We start from the raw sequence: 21,595 nt of genomic DNA, 5'->3' as shown, positions 1-21,595 counted from the left end.
GGAGAACTGACACGGGTCACCAGAGTCATGTGCGCCCGCGCCACCAATATCTCTCACCTCACCGACCTCGCGCTTCAAAGCGGACAACTCTATGCCACGACCGGCTCACTGACCATCACCGATCACCTGCTCGATACCTGCGACACCCGCTTCCGCGATGTCGCGGCATTCGAGGTGATGAGTTACCGGGGCGACGTCTTCGTCATTGCGGGCAGCGGCGACGATGGCATCACGTTGCTGAAGCTACTGCCGAACGGGCAGCGGCTGACCCGCGCCGACACTTCGGCCATGACCCTCAACAACGTCTCCGCTATCGCGGTGCGAGGTAACAGCAACGGACTCGATATTTTCGTGACCTCAAGCTCCGAGCACGGCATTACCCCGCCTGCGCTACTACGCGGGTCCCAAAGGGCAGGCCCTCGTCGTGGCCCCAAGGGAACAGACCCTGGCCCGCACCCCAGGCACCGAAATCGTCATAGGCGGCGTGGGCGACGACATCCCGTGAGACGGCGGCGGGATCGACGTGAGGACCGGCGGGCCTAGGTCCAGCACCTTCGTCTTCATCACCGGTGCCGACCGGATTACCGATTTCAACAGCGGGCTGGATCGCCTATCACTGGGATCCGACCTGTGGAACGGTAACCTGATGCGGTCCGACGTGCTATTTGCATGCGACCGTGGTTGGCGGTGATACGGTGCTGGACTTCAGCGGGGCAACCGCCTGGCGCTGGACCATATCTCCGATTGGGCCATGCTCGCCGCGCAGATCGACTACATCTAATCTCTGCAAAATGGTTTTAGTGCCGTCCGCCCGATCAGGACTAGATCCCAGCATAGGGACCGGTGCCGTGCATAGATCAGGTCCAAACGCGCTTTGGCGGGCACGCAGCGGCGGCGATAGACCGCATCGGTCTCGGCGGGTGTGGTGCAGGCGGCGAGCAGACGCTCCTCGTAGCTGTGGTAGACGAGGCTCGCCAGACCGGTGATCCCCGGCCGGCTTTGCAGGACGACACAGTAAAGCTTTGGATAGTCCTCCACATAGCGGCGCAGGGGCGGGCGCGGGCCCACGAGGCTCATGTCGCCGCGGATCACGTTCACAAGCTGCGGGATCTCGTCCGCGCGGGTGTGCCGCAGCAGGCGGTGCATCCGGCTCAGCTGGCGTTGCTTGTCGCCCCCCGTCACGCCGCCGGCCTGGTCGGCCCCCGTCGGCATGGTGCGCAGCTTGATCAGGCCGAAGGGCCGCCCTGGTGCGCGCATCCGCTCGGAGACATAGAACAGCGGGCGCCCTTCGCTCACCGCTAGTACGACCAGCAGCACCGCCAGCACCGGCAGCAGCACCACCCCCAGCAGAATCGCGAGAGTCAGGTCTAGCGCACGCTTTCCCGGCGTCATGCCAGCGCCCCTGCCACGGCCGCCGCATCGGCGGGGGGCAGGGGGCAGATGCCTTGTAACAGGGTCACATCCAGTGCCATTTCGGGCAGCGCCTCGGCCGGAGCCGGGGTCCAGTTGAAGGCAACGCCCGCCGCATCCAGCACATCCGCCATCGCAACAATGCCCGGGCGCGCGATATTCACCACCGGTGGCCGGGCCGGCGCAGCCGCCAAACCGATCAGCACTCGCGCCAGGTCGTGTGGCGTGCAATAGGCCCGGCGCGGTCCCTGCCCGTCCGCGAAGCGGTCCAGGACCACCCCCCCCTGCGCGATCCCCGCAGCCAGTGCGTCGCAGCCCGCCACGTTGCCGATCCGCAGGTGGGTAACATGGGGGCCGGTGACGGCGGCCTCCATTGCGGCCTTGGCACGACCATAGGCGCTGGTGGGTTTCAGGGTCTGATCTTCTCGCAGCAGACCCGGCTGTGAGCCATAGACCGCCTGTGACGACGCGACAAGTACCGGTACGCCCAGCCTTTCCCCTAGGTCCGCACCCGTCTGCGCCAACGAGGTGTTCAGCGTCAAAGCTTTGTCCGTGCCTCGGGCAATCCCGGCCAGCACGACGACGCTGTCGATGGGCGGCAGATCCGGCGCGGGGGCGTTCAGGATATCCCAGGCCAGCATGCCCCCTGCCCCATCGCGGCTCTGGCGCAGGGGGGCGGGCGCGCCCGCAGGCCAAGCCCTGGCCAGCGCGCGTCCCACGCGTCCCGAGGCCCCCAAGATCAAGGGGCCCGTCTGTGTGAATTTGGTCATCGGCGCCTCGTACAGATCGCCCGGATACGGGCGGTGCACAGGCCTAGTTGATAATCAGGTCGTTGGCCAGAATATTCAGGTTGTCGACGTGGTCAATTGTCAGCACATCGCCGTGGCCGAAATCTAGGATCGCGCGACCATGAGAGATGGATGCGTCATCTAGAATATCCGCCACACTCCGGCCGCGGGCCAGGTCGGCATCAATTGCGATCGTATCGACGTTGTCGCGGAAGTCTCTGATCCTGTCGCGCCCCTGGTCGAAGACAAAGGTATCGGCCCCTGCATTCCCGCGCAGAACATCGTTGCCGTCGCCACCGTTCAGGACATCGTCGCCCGCGCCGCCTTTCAGGATGTCCCGATGCCGCCCGCCAAGGATCATGTCGTCGCCACCGCCCCCTTTCAACACATCCTTGCCGTTGCCACCGTAGAGGTGGTCATCGCCGGTGCCGCCCCAGAGCCGATCCCGACCGCTATGACCCTTAAGCAGATCTCTGCCCTCTTCGCCATAAAGCCTGTCGTTGCCACGATTTCCAAGAAGCATATCGTTCCCTTCTTCGCCATGGATCCAGTCGCCACTGCCCCCTCCCCTAATATCGTTGTCACCCCCGTTACCGTTCAGACGGTTCCGCGCACCCTGTCCGTTCAGGTCAAGGTCGGCGCTGCCCAGCAAGGTAGCGTGCCGGATTCCGTCCAGCAGCGTGGCTGAGGACGAGACATGCGCAACCTCGCGTCCCTGGACGTCGGTGACTACGTCCATCTTGACGTTTCCATCCGATGCATCAACGACCAAATGCCCTATGATCTTGCTGCCCACTGCGACGGTCATGGTGACATCGTCCTGCGCCGCCATGCTGACGGCGTAACCTCCCGCGCTCGCGGTCGTGTCAGAGGAGCCTCCGCCCGAAATATGCACACCCTGCCGACCTTCGCCAATGGAATAGAAATTGTCACGATCCGCGTCACGATAGGCGACACCGGTGACGAAGACATCGGTCCCTGACACGGCGAATTTCTCAGTTACCATGGAGGACTGGTAGGTTCTGCCCTGATAGGTAAAGTCACCGCCGACTTGGCCGACGCCAATCTCGCGCATGCCCTCGGCGAAGGTGTTTACCCGGTGGGATTCCGACCGGTAAAGGCCCTCGTGATGCTGGGCGATGGATTTCTGAAGGTTGATGTCGCTGGTGCTGCCCAGCCAAGCCAAGTTCTCGCGCCAGCCCCAGCTGCCGGTAAAGGTATATCCGTTGTCCTGCATCCGGTCGCCGGCGTTGGCCCCTCCAGCGCCCGCGTGCGTGAAGCTGTCATTGGCCAGCATCCAGTGGCTATGCTGGGTGGCAGCGGCTTCCATCCGATCGTTGGGGGCTAGGACCTGCTTGGCATTGGTGTTGATGGTGCCCTGCGACAGGCTGGCATTCAGGCTCAGGTTGTAACGTGCCGCTTCTGCGGCGGGATCCAGTCGACCCCTGTTGATCAGTTCGATCAGGTATTGTTCACCTGCGCTCAGCGACATAGGCAGCCTCGTTTTCTACATCAAGACAAGGGCGCAGGCCGGGGCAGATCCGGCAGGCAGTCCTTGGAAATATAGGCCGACAAGAGTTACCAAATGGGTCATGGGCGGGGCAAGGATATGCCTCGGAAGGGGCAGATCTGTCGAATCCAACAACTCTGCGTTGCCGTAACGGAAACAATGTGAAGTTTAGGACACTCGCCTGTGCGAAAACAACTGCGGCCCGCCGGGGTTTTGTGGAACCGGCAGAAGGCTGCCTACATCGCGGACAGCTACGCGGATTACTGCTGCAACCGCTCTCGGGCTCGGGCGACATTGGTAAAGAGGCTGAGAAGATTGGTCGCTGTGCCCAGCGGGCTTTCGGTGACATAGATCAGGTCGCCGGACTGAATCTGAAATTTGCCGGCGCTGAACAGCCCGTCGGCCTTGGTCAGGTCGATGGTAAAGACCACGCGGTCACGAGGCGGGCCCTCGGGGCTGGGGGACGCATTGGGCGACGCCACAGGCCGCACCGTGGACAATGGATAGTCGCGCAGGATCAGGATGCCCTGCGGGTTGGCCCGCAGGGCCGACACGCCACCCATGATCGACAGCGCGTCCAGCGCGCTGACCTGATCCTTGGGGAAGGGATAGAGGGATTCCCGCGTCACCGCCCCCAATGACAGGAAGTAGCGGTCGTCCGCCTCCACCAGGATCCGGTCGCCACCTTGCAGCGTGGTGTCGAGGTTCGGTTCCGCGAAAAGCCGGTCCATCGACACGCCGTAGGCTTTGCCGCCCCGGAACAACTTGACCCGCGGATTCACCAACTGGTCCGGCACGCCGCCGCCCTGGGCGATCACCGATAAGAGGCTTACATTGCGGTCGGCCAGCGGATAGACGCCCGGATTGCGCACGCCCGACGCCAGCGTCACTGTATTAGACCGTCCCGGTGCCACGCTGAGCTGCACCTGTGCCGATGGCACCGTGTTCAGTAGCATGTCCTGGATACGTTCCCGCGCCGTAGCCGGGGACATGCCGGATACCTTCATGTTGCCGACGAAGGGCAAAAAGATCCGCCCATCGAATCCAACCTGCACGTCCTGCAACTGCGCCACGCGCTGGCCGGGGTTGGTCAGTAGGGAATTCTCCTCGGCATCCCAGATGCTGATCTTCAGCATGTCGCCGGGGCCGATGATCATACTGGCGGGCTGGTCGACCTGTCCGATCCACGGCAGCGTGCCGGTGACATTGCCGGGCCATCCCGCCAGCAGCGGCAGGCTGGCGCGTGTGACCGAGAAGACCGCAAAATCATAGGCCGGCTTACCGTTCTCGTCGACGCCCGCCTTGGCCGACAGCACCTCGTTCCGGAACCCCGCGCCGCGAGGCAGGTTGCAGGCCGACAACACGAAACCCAGGCTCAGGCACAGGCCCAGCATGAAGATGCGGCGAAACGTGACCCTCAAGAAGTCCCCCGGAATGTCCGCACCGGGAAACCGGTGCCTTTGACCTTGTAATCTCTGCCTTGCGCATACCCTTTGTGCCCCCTGTCACGCAAGCCACAAGACCCGCCACGCCCGGTTACCGCCCCGCGATGCGCGCCCCTTTGCCGTGGCTCGGGTTTTCCGCTAAGTCGCGCCATGCACCGCGAGAGGGAGACAGAATGACCGAACGGCTGATGATGGTGGGGGCCGGCCTGTCGGGGGCCGTTCTGGCGCGGCAACTGGCCGAGGCCGGTCACGCGATCACCGTGGTCGATGCCCGCTCCCATGTGGCCGGCAACTGCCACACGGCGCGTGATCCGCAGACTGGCGTCATGGTGCATGTCTACGGCCCGCACATCTTTCACACCGACGACGACAGAGTCTGGGACTACGTCCAGCGTTTCGCCCGGTTCAGATCCTATAAGAACCAAGTCAAGACCACCGTCGCCGGTCAGGTTTATTCGCTCCCCGTGAACTTGCACACGATCAACCAGTTCTTCGGGCGGGCCATGCGGCCGGAGGAGGCGCGCGCCTTCGTAGCCGCCCGGACCGCCGACATTCCCGATCCCCAGACCTTCGAGGAGCAGGCTCTGGCCTTCGTGGGTCCAGACCTCTACGCTGCCTTCTTCAAGGGCTATACGGAAAAGCAGTGGGGCACCTCGCCCGCCAACCTGCCTGCCTCGATCCTGAAGCGCCTGCCGCTGCGCTTCACCTATGACGACAACTACTTCTTCCACCGCCACCAGGGTATACCGGAGAATGGCTATACTGCCATGGTCGCGGCGATCCTCGATCATCCCGGCATTTCCGTCCGGTTAGAGACTGTCTTTGATCCGTCCGAGGCCGCCGACTGGAACCACGTCTTCTGGTCCGGCCCCCTTGATGGATTCTTTAATTACCGTCTCGGGCGCCTCGGCTACCGAACACTGGATTTCGAGACCTTCCGCGCGACGGGCGACTGGCAGGGCTGTGCGGTGATGAACCATCCCGGTGCCGATGTACCTTTCACGCGCATCAGCGAACACAAGCACTTCGCCCCTTGGGAAAGCCACGCCGAATCAGTGCTTTACCGCGAATACCCCCGGGCCTGCGGGCCCGACGACATCCCCTACTACCCGATCCGCCTCGCACAGGAGAAATCCCTGCTCGCCGATTACGTGGCTCTCGCAAAGGAGGCTCCCAACGTCACCTTCGTCGGCCGCCTCGGCACCTACCGCTACCTCGACATGGACGTGACGATCCGCGAGGCGCTGGATCTCGCTGCGGCCTTCCTCGCTGCCCGCAGCACCGGCACCCCTGCCCCGCGCTTCTCGGGGGCCCCGCTGTGAGGCTCATCGCGATCGTCGTCACCTTCAACCGGCTGCACCAGCTGCAGATCACCCTGCCCGCCCTGCGCGATGAAGCCGTCGATGCCATCGTCGTTGTCGACAACGCCAGCACCGATGCCACGCCCGACTGGCTGGCGAGCCAAGGTGACGACCGCGTCCACGTCGTGACCCTGCCCACCAACACCGGCGGCGCCGGCGGGTTCGAGGCGGGCATGGCCTATGCCCGCGACCACCTCTCCCCCGACTGGGTCGTGCTGATGGACGACGACGCCCGGCCCCAGCCCGGCGCGCTGGACACGTTTCGCAGCGAGACACCGACGCTCGAGGCGGGCTTCCCCAACCTCGGCATCGTGGTCGCCGCGGTCTTCTACCCCAACGGCACGCTCTGCGAGATGAACCGCCCCTCGCGCAATCCGTTCTGGAACCTTGGCCTCTTCGCAAGGACCCTGCTGCGCGGCACCCGCTCTGGCTTTCACCTGACCGATGCGCAATTCGCCCCGGACGCCCCTGCCCTACCGATCGACGTCGCCTCCTTCGTCGGCTACTTCGTCAAGGCCTCCGCTTGGGAACGGGCGGGTCTGCCAGAGGGCGGACTCTTCATCTACGGCGACGACGTGCTCTATTCCCTGCGCCTGCGCCGGGCGGGCTTCGCCATGGCCTTCGTTCCCAAGGTCCGCTTCACCCACGACTGCGGCACCATGGGCGACGGCTTCGTCTATCGCCCATTGTGGAAGATCTACTATCACTGCCGCAACGGCGTCGACATCGCCCGCCAGGCCGCTGGCCCGCTGATATTCCCCGCCGCTTTGGTTTATTACACTCTGATCTGGTGGCGCCGCGGACGGCACTGTAAAGGCACCGAACGCCGCCTTTACTACAAGATGATGCGCATGGGCCTGCGCGACGGCATCCTAGGACAACGTGGGCGTTGCGCTAAAGTTCATCGAATGGTCAATACGTGAATTAAACGACAACAATCTGCAGATATTGACTAGGGAACTTTAAAAATACATTTCTAAATCCAAATGTTTCGCATGCGATACATATTATGTAAAATAGCGAAGGCCTGCATCGTCGCCGATGCGGGCCTTTTGCATGCTGTCACGCTGCAAAACAGACTCTGGAAAATCTGCGTTTAGAGCCTGAAAACCTTTTAATAGACCCTGATCAGGCCTTGTCGAGGTCACGCAGCGCGGCGATCAGGCGGCTGACGAAGAACCGGTTTTCCAGTGCGGGGCCGGTCAGGCGATAGGCGCCGTCCCTTTCTACCCGCAGCATCAGACCCTCGCACAGGGGTTCAGGCTCTGAATGCTTGCGTGGGCGTTCGCCGGTGATCAGCGGGGCCATCGGCACCGGTCCCGTTGCGGTCAAGGTGTCGGTAATGATCTGGCCTTCTTCCTCGGCATTCCGATCAGGTTGAGCAGCGAGGGCCTTCAGCAGTCTCTGGGCAAGGGTTTCGTCCGCGTCCAGAGCCTGTACAAGGGCGAGGCCGCTGCGTTCAGTGATTTCCGTGGGGTATTTCAGACCCTGATCCAACTGCCGCACGATGGTGATGAACTGGTTGATCTTGGACCGCTTCGACCGGGACACGGCGGCGAAGAGCTGGGCCAGTGCCACGCGATCGCTGCGAAACACGTCGCGGTCGACGGCACGCACTACGATGCGGGCGCGTTCGTAGAACGAGAGCCCGACGCGGATCTCGTTTTCCTCGACCATGGCGACGTAAGATTCCGCCGCATCCGCAGGTGTGCGGACCAGCGCCAGAACCGTCTCGAACGCAGGTGCTTTTGTCTCGACCAGCAGATCGCGCAGCGCGCCCAGACGCCGCCAGCCGGAGATCAGGCCGTAACGACCATCCTCCAGCGCCACGACCTCGATCGCGGTCTGCTGACCGCGATGGCGGATGCTCTCCTTGAGAACGTTCATCTCCTCGGGGTCGGACACCAGACGGTCGCGCACCAGATGCTCTGCATCTATCAGGTGCAACGGCAGGCGCTGAATCAGCCGCCCCTCGGCACGGGCGGCGGTCAGGGTCTGGGCGACCTCGGCTAGCGCATTGGCAGAGGCGGCGTCGTGGGCGACCTCTGCGATCGGAGGACGGACAGAGCCCAATCCCCGGGCCAGTGTCGTTGCGGACTTGGTTTCGGGAGCGGCCTGCGGGGCAGGGCGGGGGGCGCCGGAGGTGGCGCTCGGCAGGGGGGTGAGGCGTTTACGTTTGGCCATGGGGGACACCTTTCGCGAAAAGGGCAGGGTGGTCAGGCGTGGTAAACGCCCCGTGACCGGGCCGTGCGGTGGGGTGACTTCGGACCCCGAAAATACATTGCAAAAAGCAAATGTTTCGCATGCGATACATATTATGTAAAATAGCCATCACTCCGCCGCCGTCCCGGTGGCCGCCTTTTCGGCGTCCCGCAGCGCGATCTCGTCCTTGCGCCAAGCCCCCAGTAGCAGGGTCTTGAAGGCGGCGTAGGTGGCGTCGAAGGTCTCGCGCCCGCGGGCATAGGTCTCGCGGTTGAAGTCGCGGTAGTCGGCCTCGTAAATGCCCTGCACCTGCTCGCCGGCCTGGCCGATCAGCGCGGTGAAGTCCTGCCGGTGCGGCGAGAGCGTCTTGCCCAGATAGGCCTGCATCAGCCCCGCCAGTTCCGCCTGCTGGTTGCCGTCGTAGCGGGTGACGACGGCGCGCACCGCGTCCCATTGAAACGCCATCTCGGGGCGCCCCAGCGCGCGGGCGGCGAGGTTCTCGCCCTCCTCGATCGACTGGAAGGTGGTGTGCAGCATGTCGAAGAAGCGGCCCGTGGAGTCGAACTCCAGAAAGCTTGCTCCGACCGGCACTAGCAGGATGTCGGCGGCCGCCAGTCCGTTGATCGTGAGGTAGCCGAGGGCAGGAGGCGTATCGATGAAGACGACGTCATAGGCGTCGAGGATCCCGTCCGCCTCCAGCGTGTCGGTCAACGCATCCCAGAGCTTCCAGCCGCGGCCTTGCATCCGCCAAACGGGCACCTGGAATTCCGCCCAGTAGAGGTTCAGCTGCGCGCCGATCAGGTCGATGTTGGGCCAGTGCGTATTCTGCACGAGGCTCTGCGCGGTCATCCCCAGCGCCTCGGTCAGGGTGTCGTCGAGCGGGATCGGGTTGTCGCCCCGGTCCATCCGGCGCTGGTTGTCGCTTTGCAGATGTTTCGCATAGTGACGCGCCAACAGCGGGAAGACCGTCTGCCATTCGTCCGCCACGGTGCCGCCGAAGACGGAGGTCATCGAGGCCTGGCTGTCGAGGTCGATCACCAGCACCCGGTAGCCGTCGAGCGCCGCCGACATGGCCAGATGCGCCGCGGTGGAGGTCTTGCCGACGCCGCCCTTGAAGTTGGCGACGGCGACCATCTTGGCGGGCAGGTCCTTGGGCCGGTAGGGCTGGTATTCCTTGGCCTTCGACCCCTCCTTGCCGAAGTGGGCGCGCAAGGTGAGCACCTCGTCCAAGGTAAACCACTTGGCGCCGGCCTCCGTCTCGCTGCGGCCCTGCGGCCAGTCCGGATGCTGCTTCAGCACGCGGCGGAAATGGGCCTGGGCGACGGGGATCAGATAACGGGTGATCTCCCAGGTCGAGAAGAGGCGCAGGTGCCGCTTGCCGTCCTCTGCCAGACCGCGCCCCGCCAGATCGTCGCGCCCGTCGCGGGCGGAGGAGGCGATGGCGGCGAAGCCCGCGGTCGTCACCGGATCGTCGAGGTCCGCCATGGCCGCATCGGGGTTGATGCGGAAATAGGGGGGGAGGGGGGTGCTGCTGCTCATGGTCGGAAACCCTTGTCCTGATAGTGCCTGTGGTCTGCGGGGGCCTTATGTGCGGCCTTTTGGGCAAGATACCACAAAACATCGCACATGAAAGAAAAGGTTGCACATGACCTTCTTTTTCTTCGCAAATCAGGGGGTTTTCATCGCAGGGCGACCGGCCGTCACCGGGGCGCAAAAAAAAAAGCGGTGTTAAAATTCGTTAGTTCATTGTTACGATGTCCTGCCTTTTCTGCAAACCCCTGTTGTCGCTGGGCTTCGGGCGACTCCGAAACACCGTTGCGATTCCGATCCCCCGAAGCGGCGACTCTGATACCCCAAAGCGGCGACTCCGATCCGCCGATCACATGCGGTTTACAGACGGCTGTGGATAACTCTAGAGTGTCACTGAAACCACGAAGAGACTTCGGGTGATTCCGGCAACGACCGGCAGAGCAGCAGGACCCCACAACAACCGGGGCCACAGACGGACAGGTGCGGGCAATGACAGCACTGGCAACGGGGCAGGGGGGACCTGCGGATTTCTTCGTCTGCGACATCTTCGATGCCGCGCCCAAGACCGACATGGGCGGGATGGAACATCCGATGTTCTCGCTCTCGACCCGGCCCGACCGCACGATCCGCCACTACGCCCGCGGCGATACGACGATCACGGTGACGCCGTCGGTCCGGGGCCGCGCCACGATCCACGACAAGGACATCCTGATCTACTGCATCAGCCAGCTGATGGCGGCCGTGAACGCCGGACGCCAGATCGCGCGCAAGCTGACGCTGACCGCCCACGACCTGCTGATCGCCACGCGCCGCGACACGGGCGGCGACAGCTACGCCCGCCTCTGCGAGGCCTTCGAGCGGCTGGCGGGCACCCGGATCACCACCAACATCACCACGGGCGAGGAGGAGACGACGTCGGGCTTCGGCCTGATCGAGGCCTGGGAGATCGTGCGCAAGTCCCGCGGCGGCCGCATGGTCAGCGTGACCGTGACGCTGTCCGAATGGCTGTTCCGGGCGGTGCAGGCGAAATCGGTGCTGACGCTGTCCCGCGACTACTTCGGCCTGCGCAAGCCGCTGGAGCGGCGGATCTACGAGATCGCCCGCAAGCACTGCGGCCAGCAGCGGCTCTGGCGCGCCTCCGTCGCCACCCTGCACGAGAAGGCGGGATCGGATGCGCCGCTGCGCGTCTTCCGCGCCGCCCTCCGCCGGATGATCGCGGCCGACGGCCTGCCCGACTATGCCTTGGCCGAGGAGAGCGGCGACATCATCTGCGTCACCCGCCGCGGCCTCTCGGCCGATCAGGCCGGCCTGCGCCCCTTAGGGGCGGAGACCCTCGACGCCACCCGCCGCATGGCCCCGGGCTTCGACGTGCATGCGCTGGAATCCGAATGGCGCGGCTTCTGGGCCGCCACTGGCCGCCCCGCCCTGCGCAGCCCCGATGCCGCCTTCCTTGGCTGGCTCAAGGGCCGCGTGACGCGCTGACCGGTTCTTCTTCTCGTCGAAAATACCTCGGGAGGCGTAGCCGGGGGCAGAGCCCCCTCTGACGCCCGCCCCCGGCGCTGCCCCGACATCTGCCTCGTCAGCTGCTGAAGTCGTCTACGGTCGGCCGGCTGCCCAGCGTGATGTGGTCGATCTCCTCCTGCTTCAGGCCGAGGATGATCGAGGGGATCATCAGGCAGACCAGCGCGAAGATCGGCAGGCCGACGACGGTGATGACCTGCTGCAGCGCGGTGATGCCCGTGTCGCCCGCCAGCACGATCAGCATGGCGGCGACCAGCCCTTCGGACACGCCCCAGAACACGCGCTGCGGCACGGGGCCGGCCTCGGGCTCTCCGGTGCAGAGCATGTCGACCACGAGGGAGGCGGAATCCGAGGAGGTGGCGAAGAAGATCGCGACGATCACCACCGCCAGCCCCTGCACCAGATGCACGAAGGGGAAGTGTTCGAAGAAGGCGAACATCGCGAGCGGGATGGACTCTGCCACCGCATCGCTGATCTGCCCCGCACCCTCGCCCATGGCGGCGCGGGCGGCGGCACCGATGCCGTCGATCTCCATCGCCTGCCAGCCGAAGATGGCGAACCAGATCAGGGTGAAGAGCGAGGGGGCCAGCAGCACACCCAGCACGAATTCCCGGATCGTCCGCCCCTTGGAGATGCGGGCGACGAAAAGCCCGATGAAGGGCGACCAGGTCACCGTCCAGGCCCAGTAGAAGACGGTCCACGACCCTTGCCAGCCCCAGTCGTCGGTCGCGGGGTTCACGTCCGCCAGCATGTCGTTCCAGAACGCGAGCCGCGGCAGGTTCGAGAGGTAAAGCCCGAAGGTTTCCACGATGCCGCGCAGCAGGAAGAGCGTCGAGCCCGCCAGCAGCACGAAGATCATCAGCGCCACCGCGAGGCCGATGTTGATGTTCGACAGAAGCTTCACCCCGCTGTCGAGGCCCGCCACGATGGAGGCCACGGCGACGGCCGTGAGGGCCGCGAGGATGAAGACCTTCAGCGTGACGCCGTCCTGCCAGCCAAAGAGCTCCGACAGGCCGGCGGCGATCTGCGCCGACCCCAGCCCCAGCGAGACGGCGACGCCGAAGAGCGTGCCCAGCACCGCGAAGATGTCGATGGTCTTGCCGATGGGGCCGTGGATGCCCTCGTGCAGCAGCGGATAGAAGACCGAGCTCACGCGGATCGGCAGGTCGTAGCGGTAGATGAAATAGGCGAAGGCCAGCCCCGGCAGGGTGAAGATCGTCCAGGTGTGCAGGCCGAGGTGGTAGATCGCGATCGACATGGCGTCGCGGGCGGCTTCGGCACTATAGGCCTCCACCCCCGGCAGGGGCGGTTCCGAGAAATGCGAGATCGGTTCCGCCACGCCCCAGAACATCAGCACCGTGCCGATGCCGCCGGCAAAGAGCATCGTGAACCACGACAGGTTGGAATATTCGGGGCGCGAGTCCCGCGGCCCCAGCCGGATGTGCCCGAAGCGCGAGGCCGCGACCCAGATCAGGAACCCCAGCCAGAGGTTCACGCCGAGGATGAAGAACCAGCCGAGGTTGGTCACGATCCATTCCCGCCCCGCGGCGAAGAGGTCGCCGATCGGTCCCGGCGCGACGACGAGGGCCAGGACGAAGGCCACCATGATCCCCGCCGAGACGAAGAAGATCACCGGGTCCGTCCGCAGCCCCAGGCGTTTCGCAAGTCCGTGCATGTCGTGTCCTTCCCTCTCGTCCCGTGCCGTTGACCGGCACTGGTCCGCCCGTCCGGGCGGCTGTTCCTGAGGGGCAACGCAACATCACGGAAGCGTGTTCCGAGATTTCCCCCCTGCCGTCCGGCGAGAGGGCCCGTGGCGGGGGCGATCCGGGGTCAGAACAGGTCGCGCCAGCCGGTCCCGTCCCAGCAGCGCAGCACATCGCCCGCGTCGTCGTAATAGATTGTGCCGCGGGCGGGGGCGGCGGGGGCGCTGCCCGGCGCCAGCGTGGCGAAGCGGTGCAGGGTGACGCCCCCGGTCGCCGCCTCCGCCGTCAGCGCCGCGGTCCAGGTGCCGCCGTCGGCGCGGACCTTGAGGCTGAAGTCGTCGCTGCCCGCCAGCCCCATCTCGGCCCGGCCGCCATAGCCGGTCTGGTAGAGCAGGCTGGCGGTGTCGGTGGCGGTGGCCTTGTTGACCTTGATCCGGTGGTCAGTGCCTTCATGGGTGAAGAGCGTCGCCTCTGCCGCCACGGTTAGCCGGTTGGTGGCGTCCGAGCTGGCGTTGACGCCGACGCCGGGCAGGTTCTGCAGGTCCGCCGGGGCGAGCCCCACGCCGGTCCAGCCGGTGCCCACGCGCACCCGCAGCGCGCCCTCGGCCAGCCCCCAGGCGCGCCAGCCGGTCCCCGGCACGACGAAGAGCCAGCCGCCGCCGGCGAAGACGGCGATCCGGTCGTCCTGCCCGGCCCAGGCGCCGGTGGGCGCGGTCCCCAGCGCCCAGCACTGCCCCTTGAGGGGGCTCGCGGGCGGCGTCACCGCACCGAAGCGCTGCACGCAAAGCTGCACGATGGCGTCGAGCCGTTCGAGGGCGGCATTGTGGGTGACATGCTTCTGGGCCTGCGCCGCCTCGATGAAGGGCAGGTCGAGACGGGGGGAAAAGGTGGTCATGGCGCGTGCTCCTGCAAACCGGTGGGATGCGCAGGGTTGTGAGCCTGACAGGGTGAACGGGGTCCGACAGGACCGCACGCCGGGGGGCGTGGCGGCGCAACGCAATTCGTCACCGCCCGCGTGTCAGGAGGTTGTGAGAATCACATCCTTGTCACAGACATGGCGCTGAACCGGACGGGATTGGATTTCAGATGACGAAGCGTGCACTCATCACCGGTGTCACCGGGCAGGACGGGTCCTATCTGGCAGAGCTCCTGCTGGACAAGGGCTACGAGGTGCATGGCATCAAGCGCCGGGCGTCGCTGTTCAACACCGCCCGGATCGACCACATCTACGAAGACCCCCACACCCACGGCCAGCGCTTCCAGCTGCACTACGGCGACCTGACCGACAGCTCGAACCTCACGCGCATCATCTCGGAAGTGCAGCCCGACGAGGTCTACAACCTCGGCGCCCAGTCCCATGTCGCCGTCAGCTTCGAGGCGCCGGAATACACTGCCGACGTGGACGCCATGGGCACCCTGCGCCTGCTGGAGGCGATCCGCTTTCTGGGGCTGGAGAAGAAGACTCGGTTCTATCAGGCCTCGACTTCGGAGCTTTACGGTCTGGTGCAGGAGACGCCGCAGACCGAGACCACGCCGTTCCACCCGCGCAGCCCCTATGCGGTGGCCAAGATGTATGCCTACTGGATCTGCGTGAACTACCGCGAGGCCTATGACATCCATGCCAGCAACGGCATCCTCTTCAACCACGAGAGCCCGCGGCGGGGCGAGACCTTCGTCACCCGCAAGATCACCCGCGGCCTCGCCAATATCGCGATGGGGCTGGAGGATTGCCTCTACATGGGCAACATCGATTCCCTGCGCGACTGGGGCCATGCCAGGGACTACGTCCGGATGCAGTGGATGATGCTGCAGCAGGACAGCCCCGAGGACTACGTCATCGCCACCGGCGTGCAGTATTCCGTGCGCGAGTTCATCACATGGGCGGCGGCGGAGTTGGGGGTCACGCTGGCCTTCACCGGCACCGGTGTCGCGGAGATCGCGACGGTGACGGGCGTGAACGGCAACCTCGCGCCGCACATCGCCGTGGGCGACGTCATCATGCGCATCGATCCGCGCTACTTCCGCCCGGCGGAGGTCGAGACGCTGCTCGGCAATCCGGCCAAGGCCAAGGAGAAGCTTGGCTGGGTGCCCGAGATCACCGCGCAGGAGATGTGCGCCGAGATGGTGGCGAACGACCTGAAGGCCGCGCAGCGCCACGCCCTGCTGAAGGCACACGGGCTGGAGATGCCCGTGAGCCTGGAAGGCTGATCATGACGAAGATCTACATCGCGGGCCACCGGGGCATGGTGGGGCGCGCGATTCTGCGGCAGCTCATGGCGCGGTGCGCCGCGGGCGCAGATCTGGCGCTGGTCACCCGCAGCAGTGCGGAGCTCGACCTGACCGATCAGGTGGCGGTGCGCGACTTCATGGCTGCCGAAAAACCCGACGTCGTGATCCTGGCGGCGGCGAAGGTGGGCGGGATCGTCGCCAACAACACCTATCCGGCGCAGTTCATCTACGAGAACCTGATGATGGCCTGCAATGTCATCCACCAAGCCCATGCGGCGGGCGTCCAGCGCCTGCTGCAGCTGGGGTCCTCCTGCATCTACCCCCGCGAAGCGCCGCAGCCGATGGCCGAGGACGCACTGCTAACCGGCCCGCTGGAGCCGACCAACGAGCCCTATGCCGTGGCCAAGATCGCCGGCATCAAGCTCTGCGAGAGCTACAACCGGCAGTATGGCCGTGACTACCGCTCGGTCATGCCGACGAATTTGTATGGCCCCGGCGACAACTTCCACCCCGAGAACTCCCACGTCATGCCCGCGATGATCCAGCGGTTCCACACCGCGGCGCGGGACGGGGCAGAGGAGGTCGTGATCTGGGGTTCGGGCAAGCCGATGCGGGAGTTCCTGCATGTCGACGACATGGCAGCGGCCTCGCTCTTCGTCATGGACCTCGACCGCGCGACCTATGACGCGGAAACCGAACCGATGCTGTCCCATATCAACGTGGGCACCGGGCAGGACGTGACGATCCTGGAGCTGGCGCAGCTGGTGGCCCGCGTCACCGGCTTCGCGGGCCGGATCGTGACCGACCCCGGCAAGCCCGACGGCGCGCCGCGCAAGCTGATGGACGTGAGTCGGCTGGCCCGGATGGGCTGGACGGCGGGCATTGAGCTGGAGGAGGGGGTGGCGCAGACCTATGCGTGGTATCTGGACCAGTTGGATAAGGGCGCGGCAGTGCGCACGAAATAGACCCAGGACGCTCCGCGGGAAGCTTATCTGGCCAAATGAAGCCCCCGCGGGATCGGATTTTTAGATATCATGGCATCCTGATTGACGACAGGGCGGATGCCAAGGAAACATGAAGGCATATTTGACATGATCACTCCGGTTCTTCTGTGCGGCGGATCCGGCACGCGGCTCTGGCCGCTGTCGCGCAAGAGCTATCCCAAGCAGTTCTCAGCCCTCATGGGCGACACCAGCCTGTTCCAGGCCAGTGCCACGCGTCTGGCGGGCGAGGGCTATTCTGCCCCCATTGTCGTCACAGCGGATGCCTTCCGCTTCATCGTGACCGAGCAATTGGCGAGCGCCGGCATCGTCCCCGGGGCGGTGCTGATCGAACCCGCCGGGCGCGATACCGCCCCCGCGGTACTGGCGGCGGCGCTTTACCTGCATGCGCGGGATCCGGACGCGCTGATGCTGGTGGCGCCCTCGGACCACGTGATCCCCGATGCCGAGGCCTTCAACGCCACCGTCGCCGCCGCCGTGCCCGCGGCGCAGGCGGGACAGCTGGTGACCTTCGGCATCAGCCCCGACCGGCCCGAGACTGGTTACGGCTACCTTGAGATGGCGGCGGCGCCCACGGGCGAGGTGACACCGCAGACGCTGCGCGCTTTCGTGGAGAAACCCGACGCGGCGACGGCGGCGGCCATGGTCGAGGACGGTCGATATCTGTGGAACGCGGGGATCTTCCTGTTTTCCGTGACAACGATCAAGGCGGCATACGAATTATTTACGCCCGAAATGGTGACGGCGGTACAGGCCGCGCTCGATCATGCGAAATCGGACCTTGGCTTTACCCGTCTGTCGGCGACGCAGTGGGAGCGGGCGCAGGCGATCTCCATCGACTACGCGGTGATGGAGAAGGCGGACAACCTCAGCGTCGTGCCCTTCACCGGGCGCTGGTCGGATCTGGGCGACTGGGCCGCGGTCTGGCGCGAGACGGAAAAGGGCGGCGTGTCCCTGTCCGGCCCCGCCACCGCCATCGACTGCACCAATACCCTCCTGCGGTCGGAAGTGCCGGGGCAGGCGATCGTGGGCATCGGTCTGGATGACATCGTGGCCATCGCCATGCCTGACGCGGTGCTGGTGTCCCACAAGGGCCGCACGCAGGAGGTCAAGCAGGCGGTCGCCGCGCTGAAGGGCCAGAAGGCCCCGCAGGCGGAGAGCTTTCCCAAGGACCACCGCCCCTGGGGCTGGTTCGAGAGCCTCGTCGTGGGCGACCGGTTCCAGGTGAAGCGGATCGTGGTGCATCCGGGGGCCGCGCTGAGCCTGCAAAGTCACCACCACCGGTCCGAGCACTGGATCGTGGTGCAGGGCACCGCCAAGGTGACGGTCGATGACAGCGTGAAGCTGATCTCGGAAAACCAGTCGGTCTACATCCCGCTGGGCGCCGTGCACCGGATGGAAAACCCCGGCAAGGTGCCGATGGTCCTGATCGAGGTGCAGACCGGCAGCTATCTGGGAGAGGATGACATCATCCGTTACGAAGACGTCTACGCCCGGGAGTAAGAACGCGGGGCTGCGGCGTCGGGACTTCGATGCCGCGGCATGGGCGCTGGTTCTAGGGAATGGGGCGCTGCATAAACGAAAACAGCCACCCCGTAGGACAGCCTTTCAGCGATCCGTGGATCGCGGTAACGCAGATGTCTTAGTTCGTGCCGGAGGTACCAGAAGCGCCGTCGTCGTTGTTGTCGCTGGCGACCAGCGCAATCAGGCCGACAGCGGCGGCACCGCGGATTTCATGCCGCCGTGCATCATTTTGGAGCAGCTCTGTCGGTATTTCGGGTCCGTCTGGCACTCCGCGGGCAGATTTTGAGCCCGTAATCAGGGGCTGATACACCCTCACCCACCGACCCCAGTCGGTATGGTCCTCAGGGCCGGTCGAGCTGGATGTAGCCCGATTCCGGCGCGATGGCCTGCAGGCTGCGCACCATGGTGCCGGAATCGTCGATCCAGTACTGGTTGGTGAAGGCCAGCCGGTCAGAGGCGCAGGCCTCCTCGAACCGCTCGGTGCCGATCTGGCGGCCGAGGATGCCGATCGTCTCGCGCCCTTTGGACGTCACGTTGCAGGCGTAGGTCACCGTCTCGATCTGGTCGGTGTCCGACAGCACCTCCTGCCTGCGGGTGGCGCCGCCGCCGCTGGCCACGAGGGCGCGCATCACGCCGCTGACATCCGCCGCCATCAGGTCGCGGGGAAAGCCGCGGGTGGCCACCATCAGGCCGTTCTGCGTCGTCACCGACAGCCCCTCGGCCGAGATCCAAGTGATCCGGCTGCCGTTCGATCCGCCCGCCGCCAGGGCCGCCACGAGGCTGCCGCCGTAGGCGTTCATCACAAGGAAACCGCCCGGATTGGCGTCGACCTGCGCGCGGGTCAGCACCGGGGCGGTGGGGGCTGGCGTGGCCGGCGTGCCGTCGAAGCGGGCGCGGACCGCGGTCAGGGCGGTGCCCGCCAGGTTGCCCTCGTTCATGGGGCCGCAACCCACCAAGGCCGCAAGGGCCGCCATTGTCCAGACTGCCGCCGCGCGCTTCGTCATCCTACGCATGCTCATCGCCAGAACCGTCCCCATGTTGTGGTCAGATCGCCCAGCTGGCCGCTGCGGATCGTCTCGTACAGGCGACCGTCGACCTGCACGCGCGCGCCGCCGTCGCGGGCGAGCGACTGCAGCACCGTGCTGGTCGTCTTCTGTGTCGGCGTGCCGAGGAAGTAGTCGTAGGGGATCGTGATGCGGATGCCCTTGTCGAAGGAGCCTTCGCCGAACTGGTCGAACGGCATGTCGGTCAGCGAGAAGTAGCCCCCGACCTTCCAGCCGTTGGCGTATTCGCGGTCCAGCGCGAAGGTGGCACCGTAGTCGCCCGCGAGGTAGCGGCCCACGTCGACCTGCGCCTGATAGCCACGGCCGATGTCGTAATAGGCCGAGACATGGGCGGTGACGGCGTCGAAGGTGCCGGTCTTGACGCGCGTGCGTTCGCGGGTCACCGGATCCACGACGGTCTTGTATTCGGCGAAGTCGAAATTGACGTCCTGGTCGCGCATGCTGACGTAGTTCACCTCGGCCCCCAGGGCCAGGCGGCTGGCGACCGGCGCCCAAAGCACTTCTGTCGAGATGCCGCCGTACATCTTTTCCAGATAACCCACGGTGACGCGGCCATAGATGTCCGGTGTCAGGCGCGTGTAGTAGGCCGCCGTCAGCTTGCTGAGGATCGGATCGCCCGAACGTCCGAAATAGGCTTGGTCGCTGCGCACGTTGGCGTAGTCGTTGGGATTGTCGAAAAAGCCCAGCGGGTCACGCTTGCCGCGGAACGACTGCTGGACCCTGCCTGAAAGAATCAGGTTGCGGCTGACTTGGTATTCCGCTGTGGCCTCTAAACCGACATCGGCGTTTATCGGACCTGACCCGTCGAAAACGGTCACTGCCAGATAGGGGGCGATGCCCCAGCGGAACCGCGGATCGGGGTCCGGCAGCGTCTCCAGCCCCGTGGCAGCACCGGCCTGGCCGAAGGTGGCCGCATCGTAGATCGCACTGGTGCCGCCGACCATGTTCTCCTGCGCCTCGATCTGGGCGCGGGGCAGGGTGACCTGTGACAGCGGAATCCCGGCCTGCACCGGTTCCATGACGAAGGTCTGCACCGAGGGCGGGATGATCTGCGTCATCATCCGTGCGGCACGGCCCATGGCCTGCGCCTCGCTCCGGTAGCGGGTGTTCTGGTAGCGCAGGCGGGCAGTGCGGTCGGTCAGTTCCAGCCCGACGAGCTCGATCCCCTCGACCGCCAGCAGCTTGGCGAGGCCCGCGCGCACGGCGGGTTCGGGCTGCTTCGCCCGGTCCCATGTGGCGGCGGCGCGCTGGTCGGCGGTGCGCACCCGCACCGGGGCGGGTGCGGGATCGAGGCCGCTGGCGGTGCCGCGTTCCGTCGGGTTCAGGATGAAGGTGCCGCGCAGACCGAATTCGCTGCCGTACATGTAGGAGGCGCCGAGCTCGATCCCGGGCTTGTAGCGGTAGGACAGGCCCACGTTGATCGGCGACTTGTAGTCGACCGCCGGGTTGTACACGTCCTCGGGGTAGCTGATCGAGGAATATTCCGCCTTGATCCCCAGCTTGTCCGTCAGCTGGTATTCGGCGCCGAAGAACAGCGCCGCGTCGCCGCGGAACCACTGCTTGACCGACAGCTGGCCGCCGAGGCCCACGGAGGGATCGTCGCTGAACTCGCGGTCCTGATAGACGGGGCGGTCGTCGAAATAGTCGCTGACCACGCCCAGCGGGTTGCCGAAGCCGTTCTTCTGCCCCATCCGGCCCCAGCCGAGGCCGGCGGTCATGACGAGCTTCGATCCCACCGACTTCGAGGCCACGACGTATTCGGAACTGTAGCGCCCGGTGCCCAGGAAATCCCTCAGGCCCACGGCGATGGCGGGCAGGTAGCCGCTTTCGTTGGTCAGGCGGTACTGGATGTCGAAGCTGCGGTCGAAGGTCTCGAAGGTGCCGGGATCGGGGTTGGTCGCGGTCGGTCGTCCGTACTGATCGAAGACGCCGTAGCGGAAGCTGCCCGACAGCCGGTCGGTCAGCTGGTAAGTGAAGGAGGTGCGGTAGCCGGCAGACGGCGAATAGGCCAGCGTCACCGCGATGTCGTTGGGATCGGCGCTTTCGGCGGTCGGCATCTCCAGCAGACCGGGGGTGCCAAAGCTGGTGTAGGACGGCCCGTTGTCCTGTGCTGCGGCACCGCCGGCCAGCATCGCCAGCATCGCCGCATAACCCACACGTCTGTACATCACGATCCCCGCATCATCCCCGGTCTGCTTACCAACTCCGCCCGTCGATTGGAAACGTCTTATTGTCCTGTGCGGCACGGTTTCGCCGCAGATGCGGCCCGGCCAGCAGCCGAATCGGAAGGTTCGCCGCGACCTGCAC

Annotated in this window: 17 protein-coding genes; 7 read left to right on the top strand and 10 right to left on the bottom strand. The window is 65.5% G+C overall.

Annotated elements, in window-relative coordinates:
• The first annotated feature begins 27 nt into the window (after positions 1 to 27).
• On the top strand, positions 28 to 543 hold the full coding sequence (locus tag BUA54_RS20960) for a hypothetical protein (protein ID WP_143155500.1): 516 nt from the start codon (positions 28 to 30) through the stop codon (positions 541 to 543).
• Between the two features lie 234 nt (positions 544 to 777).
• On the opposite strand, the gene BUA54_RS17980 is transcribed toward BUA54_RS20960, so the two are convergent.
• The 4 genes from BUA54_RS17980 to BUA54_RS17965 form a co-directional block, all read right to left on the bottom strand.
• Entirely contained in the window at positions 778 to 1,392 is a 615-nt protein-coding gene (locus BUA54_RS17980; protein ID WP_072858651.1) for a sugar transferase, read from the bottom strand.
• Positions 1,389 to 2,180 (bottom strand): NAD-dependent epimerase/dehydratase family protein, encoded by a 792-nt coding sequence (locus BUA54_RS17975; protein WP_072858668.1) that lies wholly within the window; start codon positions 2,178 to 2,180, stop codon positions 1,389 to 1,391. The genes BUA54_RS17980 and BUA54_RS17975 overlap by 4 nt, the downstream gene beginning before the upstream one ends.
• Before the next feature lie 43 nt (positions 2,181 to 2,223).
• On the bottom strand, positions 2,224 to 3,690 hold the full coding sequence (locus tag BUA54_RS17970) for a CAP domain-containing protein (protein WP_072858650.1): 1,467 nt from the start codon (positions 3,688 to 3,690) through the stop codon (positions 2,224 to 2,226).
• 278 nt (positions 3,691 to 3,968) lie between these two features.
• Entirely contained in the window at positions 3,969 to 5,129 is a 1,161-nt protein-coding gene (locus BUA54_RS17965) for a polysaccharide biosynthesis/export family protein (RefSeq protein ID WP_245810786.1), read from the bottom strand.
• Positions 5,130 to 5,326: 197 nt separating this feature from the next.
• Here BUA54_RS17965 and glf point away from each other — a divergent pair, with 197 nt between their 5' ends.
• Together glf and BUA54_RS17955 are read left to right on the top strand one after the other, a co-directional pair.
• Positions 5,327 to 6,475: a UDP-galactopyranose mutase gene (gene glf / locus BUA54_RS17960; protein WP_072858648.1), complete on the top strand. Its 1,149-nt coding sequence runs from the start codon at positions 5,327 to 5,329 to the stop codon at positions 6,473 to 6,475.
• Complete coding sequence (locus BUA54_RS17955; protein WP_072858647.1) at positions 6,472 to 7,437, top strand: glycosyltransferase; 966 nt, start codon at positions 6,472 to 6,474, stop codon at positions 7,435 to 7,437. Before glf ends, BUA54_RS17955 begins: the two co-directional genes overlap by 4 nt.
• Positions 7,438 to 7,642: 205 nt before the next feature.
• Here the strand turns inward: BUA54_RS17955 and BUA54_RS17950 are convergent, their stop codons facing one another.
• Both BUA54_RS17950 and BUA54_RS17945 read right to left on the bottom strand, forming a co-directional pair.
• Positions 7,643 to 8,698 (bottom strand): ParB/RepB/Spo0J family partition protein, encoded by a 1,056-nt coding sequence (locus BUA54_RS17950; RefSeq protein ID WP_072858646.1) that lies wholly within the window; start codon positions 8,696 to 8,698, stop codon positions 7,643 to 7,645.
• Positions 8,699 to 8,845: 147 nt separating this feature from the next.
• Positions 8,846 to 10,255: an AAA family ATPase gene (locus tag BUA54_RS17945; RefSeq protein ID WP_072858645.1), complete on the bottom strand. Its 1,410-nt coding sequence runs from the start codon at positions 10,253 to 10,255 to the stop codon at positions 8,846 to 8,848.
• A 480-nt stretch (positions 10,256 to 10,735) separates the two neighbouring features.
• Between BUA54_RS17945 and BUA54_RS17940 the strand changes: the two genes are divergently transcribed.
• Entirely contained in the window at positions 10,736 to 11,728 is a 993-nt protein-coding gene (locus tag BUA54_RS17940) for a replication initiator protein A (RefSeq protein ID WP_072858644.1), read from the top strand.
• A 97-nt stretch (positions 11,729 to 11,825) separates the two neighbouring features.
• Here the strand turns inward: BUA54_RS17940 and BUA54_RS17935 are convergent, their stop codons facing one another.
• Positions 11,826 to 13,442, bottom strand: coding sequence for a BCCT family transporter (locus BUA54_RS17935; protein ID WP_072858643.1), 1,617 nt, complete (start codon positions 13,440 to 13,442; stop codon positions 11,826 to 11,828).
• A 155-nt stretch (positions 13,443 to 13,597) separates the two neighbouring features.
• Complete coding sequence (locus BUA54_RS17930) at positions 13,598 to 14,365, bottom strand: DUF2793 domain-containing protein (protein ID WP_072858642.1); 768 nt, start codon at positions 14,363 to 14,365, stop codon at positions 13,598 to 13,600.
• A gap of 191 nt (positions 14,366 to 14,556) precedes the next feature.
• Here BUA54_RS17930 and gmd point away from each other — a divergent pair, with 191 nt between their 5' ends.
• From gmd to BUA54_RS17915, 3 genes are all read left to right on the top strand, one after another.
• Positions 14,557 to 15,678, top strand: a complete 1,122-nt coding sequence (gene gmd / locus BUA54_RS17925; RefSeq protein WP_072858641.1) for a GDP-mannose 4,6-dehydratase — start codon at positions 14,557 to 14,559, stop codon at positions 15,676 to 15,678.
• 2 nt (positions 15,679 to 15,680) lie between these two features.
• The gene (fcl, locus tag BUA54_RS17920; RefSeq protein WP_072858640.1) at positions 15,681 to 16,664 is read left to right on the top strand and encodes a GDP-L-fucose synthase; all 984 of its coding nucleotides are present in this window, start codon (positions 15,681 to 15,683) and stop codon (positions 16,662 to 16,664) included.
• A 126-nt stretch (positions 16,665 to 16,790) separates the two neighbouring features.
• Positions 16,791 to 18,203, top strand: a complete 1,413-nt coding sequence (locus BUA54_RS17915; protein ID WP_072858639.1) for a mannose-1-phosphate guanylyltransferase/mannose-6-phosphate isomerase — start codon at positions 16,791 to 16,793, stop codon at positions 18,201 to 18,203.
• Between the two features lie 362 nt (positions 18,204 to 18,565).
• On the opposite strand, the gene BUA54_RS17910 is transcribed toward BUA54_RS17915, so the two are convergent.
• On the bottom strand, positions 18,566 to 19,243 hold the full coding sequence (locus BUA54_RS17910) for a YjbF family lipoprotein (RefSeq protein ID WP_178352785.1): 678 nt from the start codon (positions 19,241 to 19,243) through the stop codon (positions 18,566 to 18,568).
• Complete coding sequence (locus BUA54_RS17905) at positions 19,240 to 21,456, bottom strand: YjbH domain-containing protein (RefSeq protein WP_072858637.1); 2,217 nt, start codon at positions 21,454 to 21,456, stop codon at positions 19,240 to 19,242. Before BUA54_RS17905 ends, BUA54_RS17910 begins: the two co-directional genes overlap by 4 nt.
• Positions 21,457 to 21,595 lie beyond the last annotated feature (139 nt).

The sequence above is a fragment of the Loktanella atrilutea genome, assembly GCF_900128995.1.
Lineage (GTDB): Bacteria > Pseudomonadota > Alphaproteobacteria > Rhodobacterales > Rhodobacteraceae > Loktanella > Loktanella atrilutea.
The sequence above is the reverse complement of the archived record's forward strand: the minus strand, read 5'-3'. Positions and strand labels throughout refer to the sequence as shown.

Bases quoted from the DNA above. Each gene is read 5' to 3' on its own strand.
- BUA54_RS17930 (WP_072858642.1), bottom strand. From the start codon at position 14,365: ATGACCACCTTTTCCCCCCGTCTCGACCTGCCCTTCATCGAGGCGGCG.
- BUA54_RS17910 (WP_178352785.1), bottom strand. From the start codon at position 19,243: ATGAGCATGCGTAGGATGACGAAGCGCGCGGCGGCAGTCTGGACAATG.
- BUA54_RS17905 (WP_072858637.1), bottom strand. From the start codon at position 21,456: ATGTACAGACGTGTGGGTTATGCGGCGATGCTGGCGATGCTGGCCGGC.
- BUA54_RS17945 (WP_072858645.1), bottom strand. From the start codon at position 10,255: ATGAGCAGCAGCACCCCCCTCCCCCCCTATTTCCGCATCAACCCCGAT.
- glf (WP_072858648.1), top strand. From the start codon at position 5,327: ATGACCGAACGGCTGATGATGGTGGGGGCCGGCCTGTCGGGGGCCGTT.
- BUA54_RS17980 (WP_072858651.1), bottom strand. From the start codon at position 1,392: ATGACGCCGGGAAAGCGTGCGCTAGACCTGACTCTCGCGATTCTGCTG.
- BUA54_RS17950 (WP_072858646.1), bottom strand. From the start codon at position 8,698: ATGGCCAAACGTAAACGCCTCACCCCCCTGCCGAGCGCCACCTCCGGC.
- BUA54_RS17970 (WP_072858650.1), bottom strand. From the start codon at position 3,690: ATGTCGCTGAGCGCAGGTGAACAATACCTGATCGAACTGATCAACAGG.
- BUA54_RS17940 (WP_072858644.1), top strand. From the start codon at position 10,736: ATGACAGCACTGGCAACGGGGCAGGGGGGACCTGCGGATTTCTTCGTC.
- gmd (WP_072858641.1), top strand. From the start codon at position 14,557: ATGACGAAGCGTGCACTCATCACCGGTGTCACCGGGCAGGACGGGTCC.
- fcl (WP_072858640.1), top strand. From the start codon at position 15,681: ATGACGAAGATCTACATCGCGGGCCACCGGGGCATGGTGGGGCGCGCG.
- BUA54_RS20960 (WP_143155500.1), top strand. From the start codon at position 28: ATGTGCGCCCGCGCCACCAATATCTCTCACCTCACCGACCTCGCGCTT.
- BUA54_RS17975 (WP_072858668.1), bottom strand. From the start codon at position 2,180: ATGACCAAATTCACACAGACGGGCCCCTTGATCTTGGGGGCCTCGGGA.
- BUA54_RS17915 (WP_072858639.1), top strand. From the start codon at position 16,791: ATGATCACTCCGGTTCTTCTGTGCGGCGGATCCGGCACGCGGCTCTGG.
- BUA54_RS17935 (WP_072858643.1), bottom strand. From the start codon at position 13,442: ATGCACGGACTTGCGAAACGCCTGGGGCTGCGGACGGACCCGGTGATC.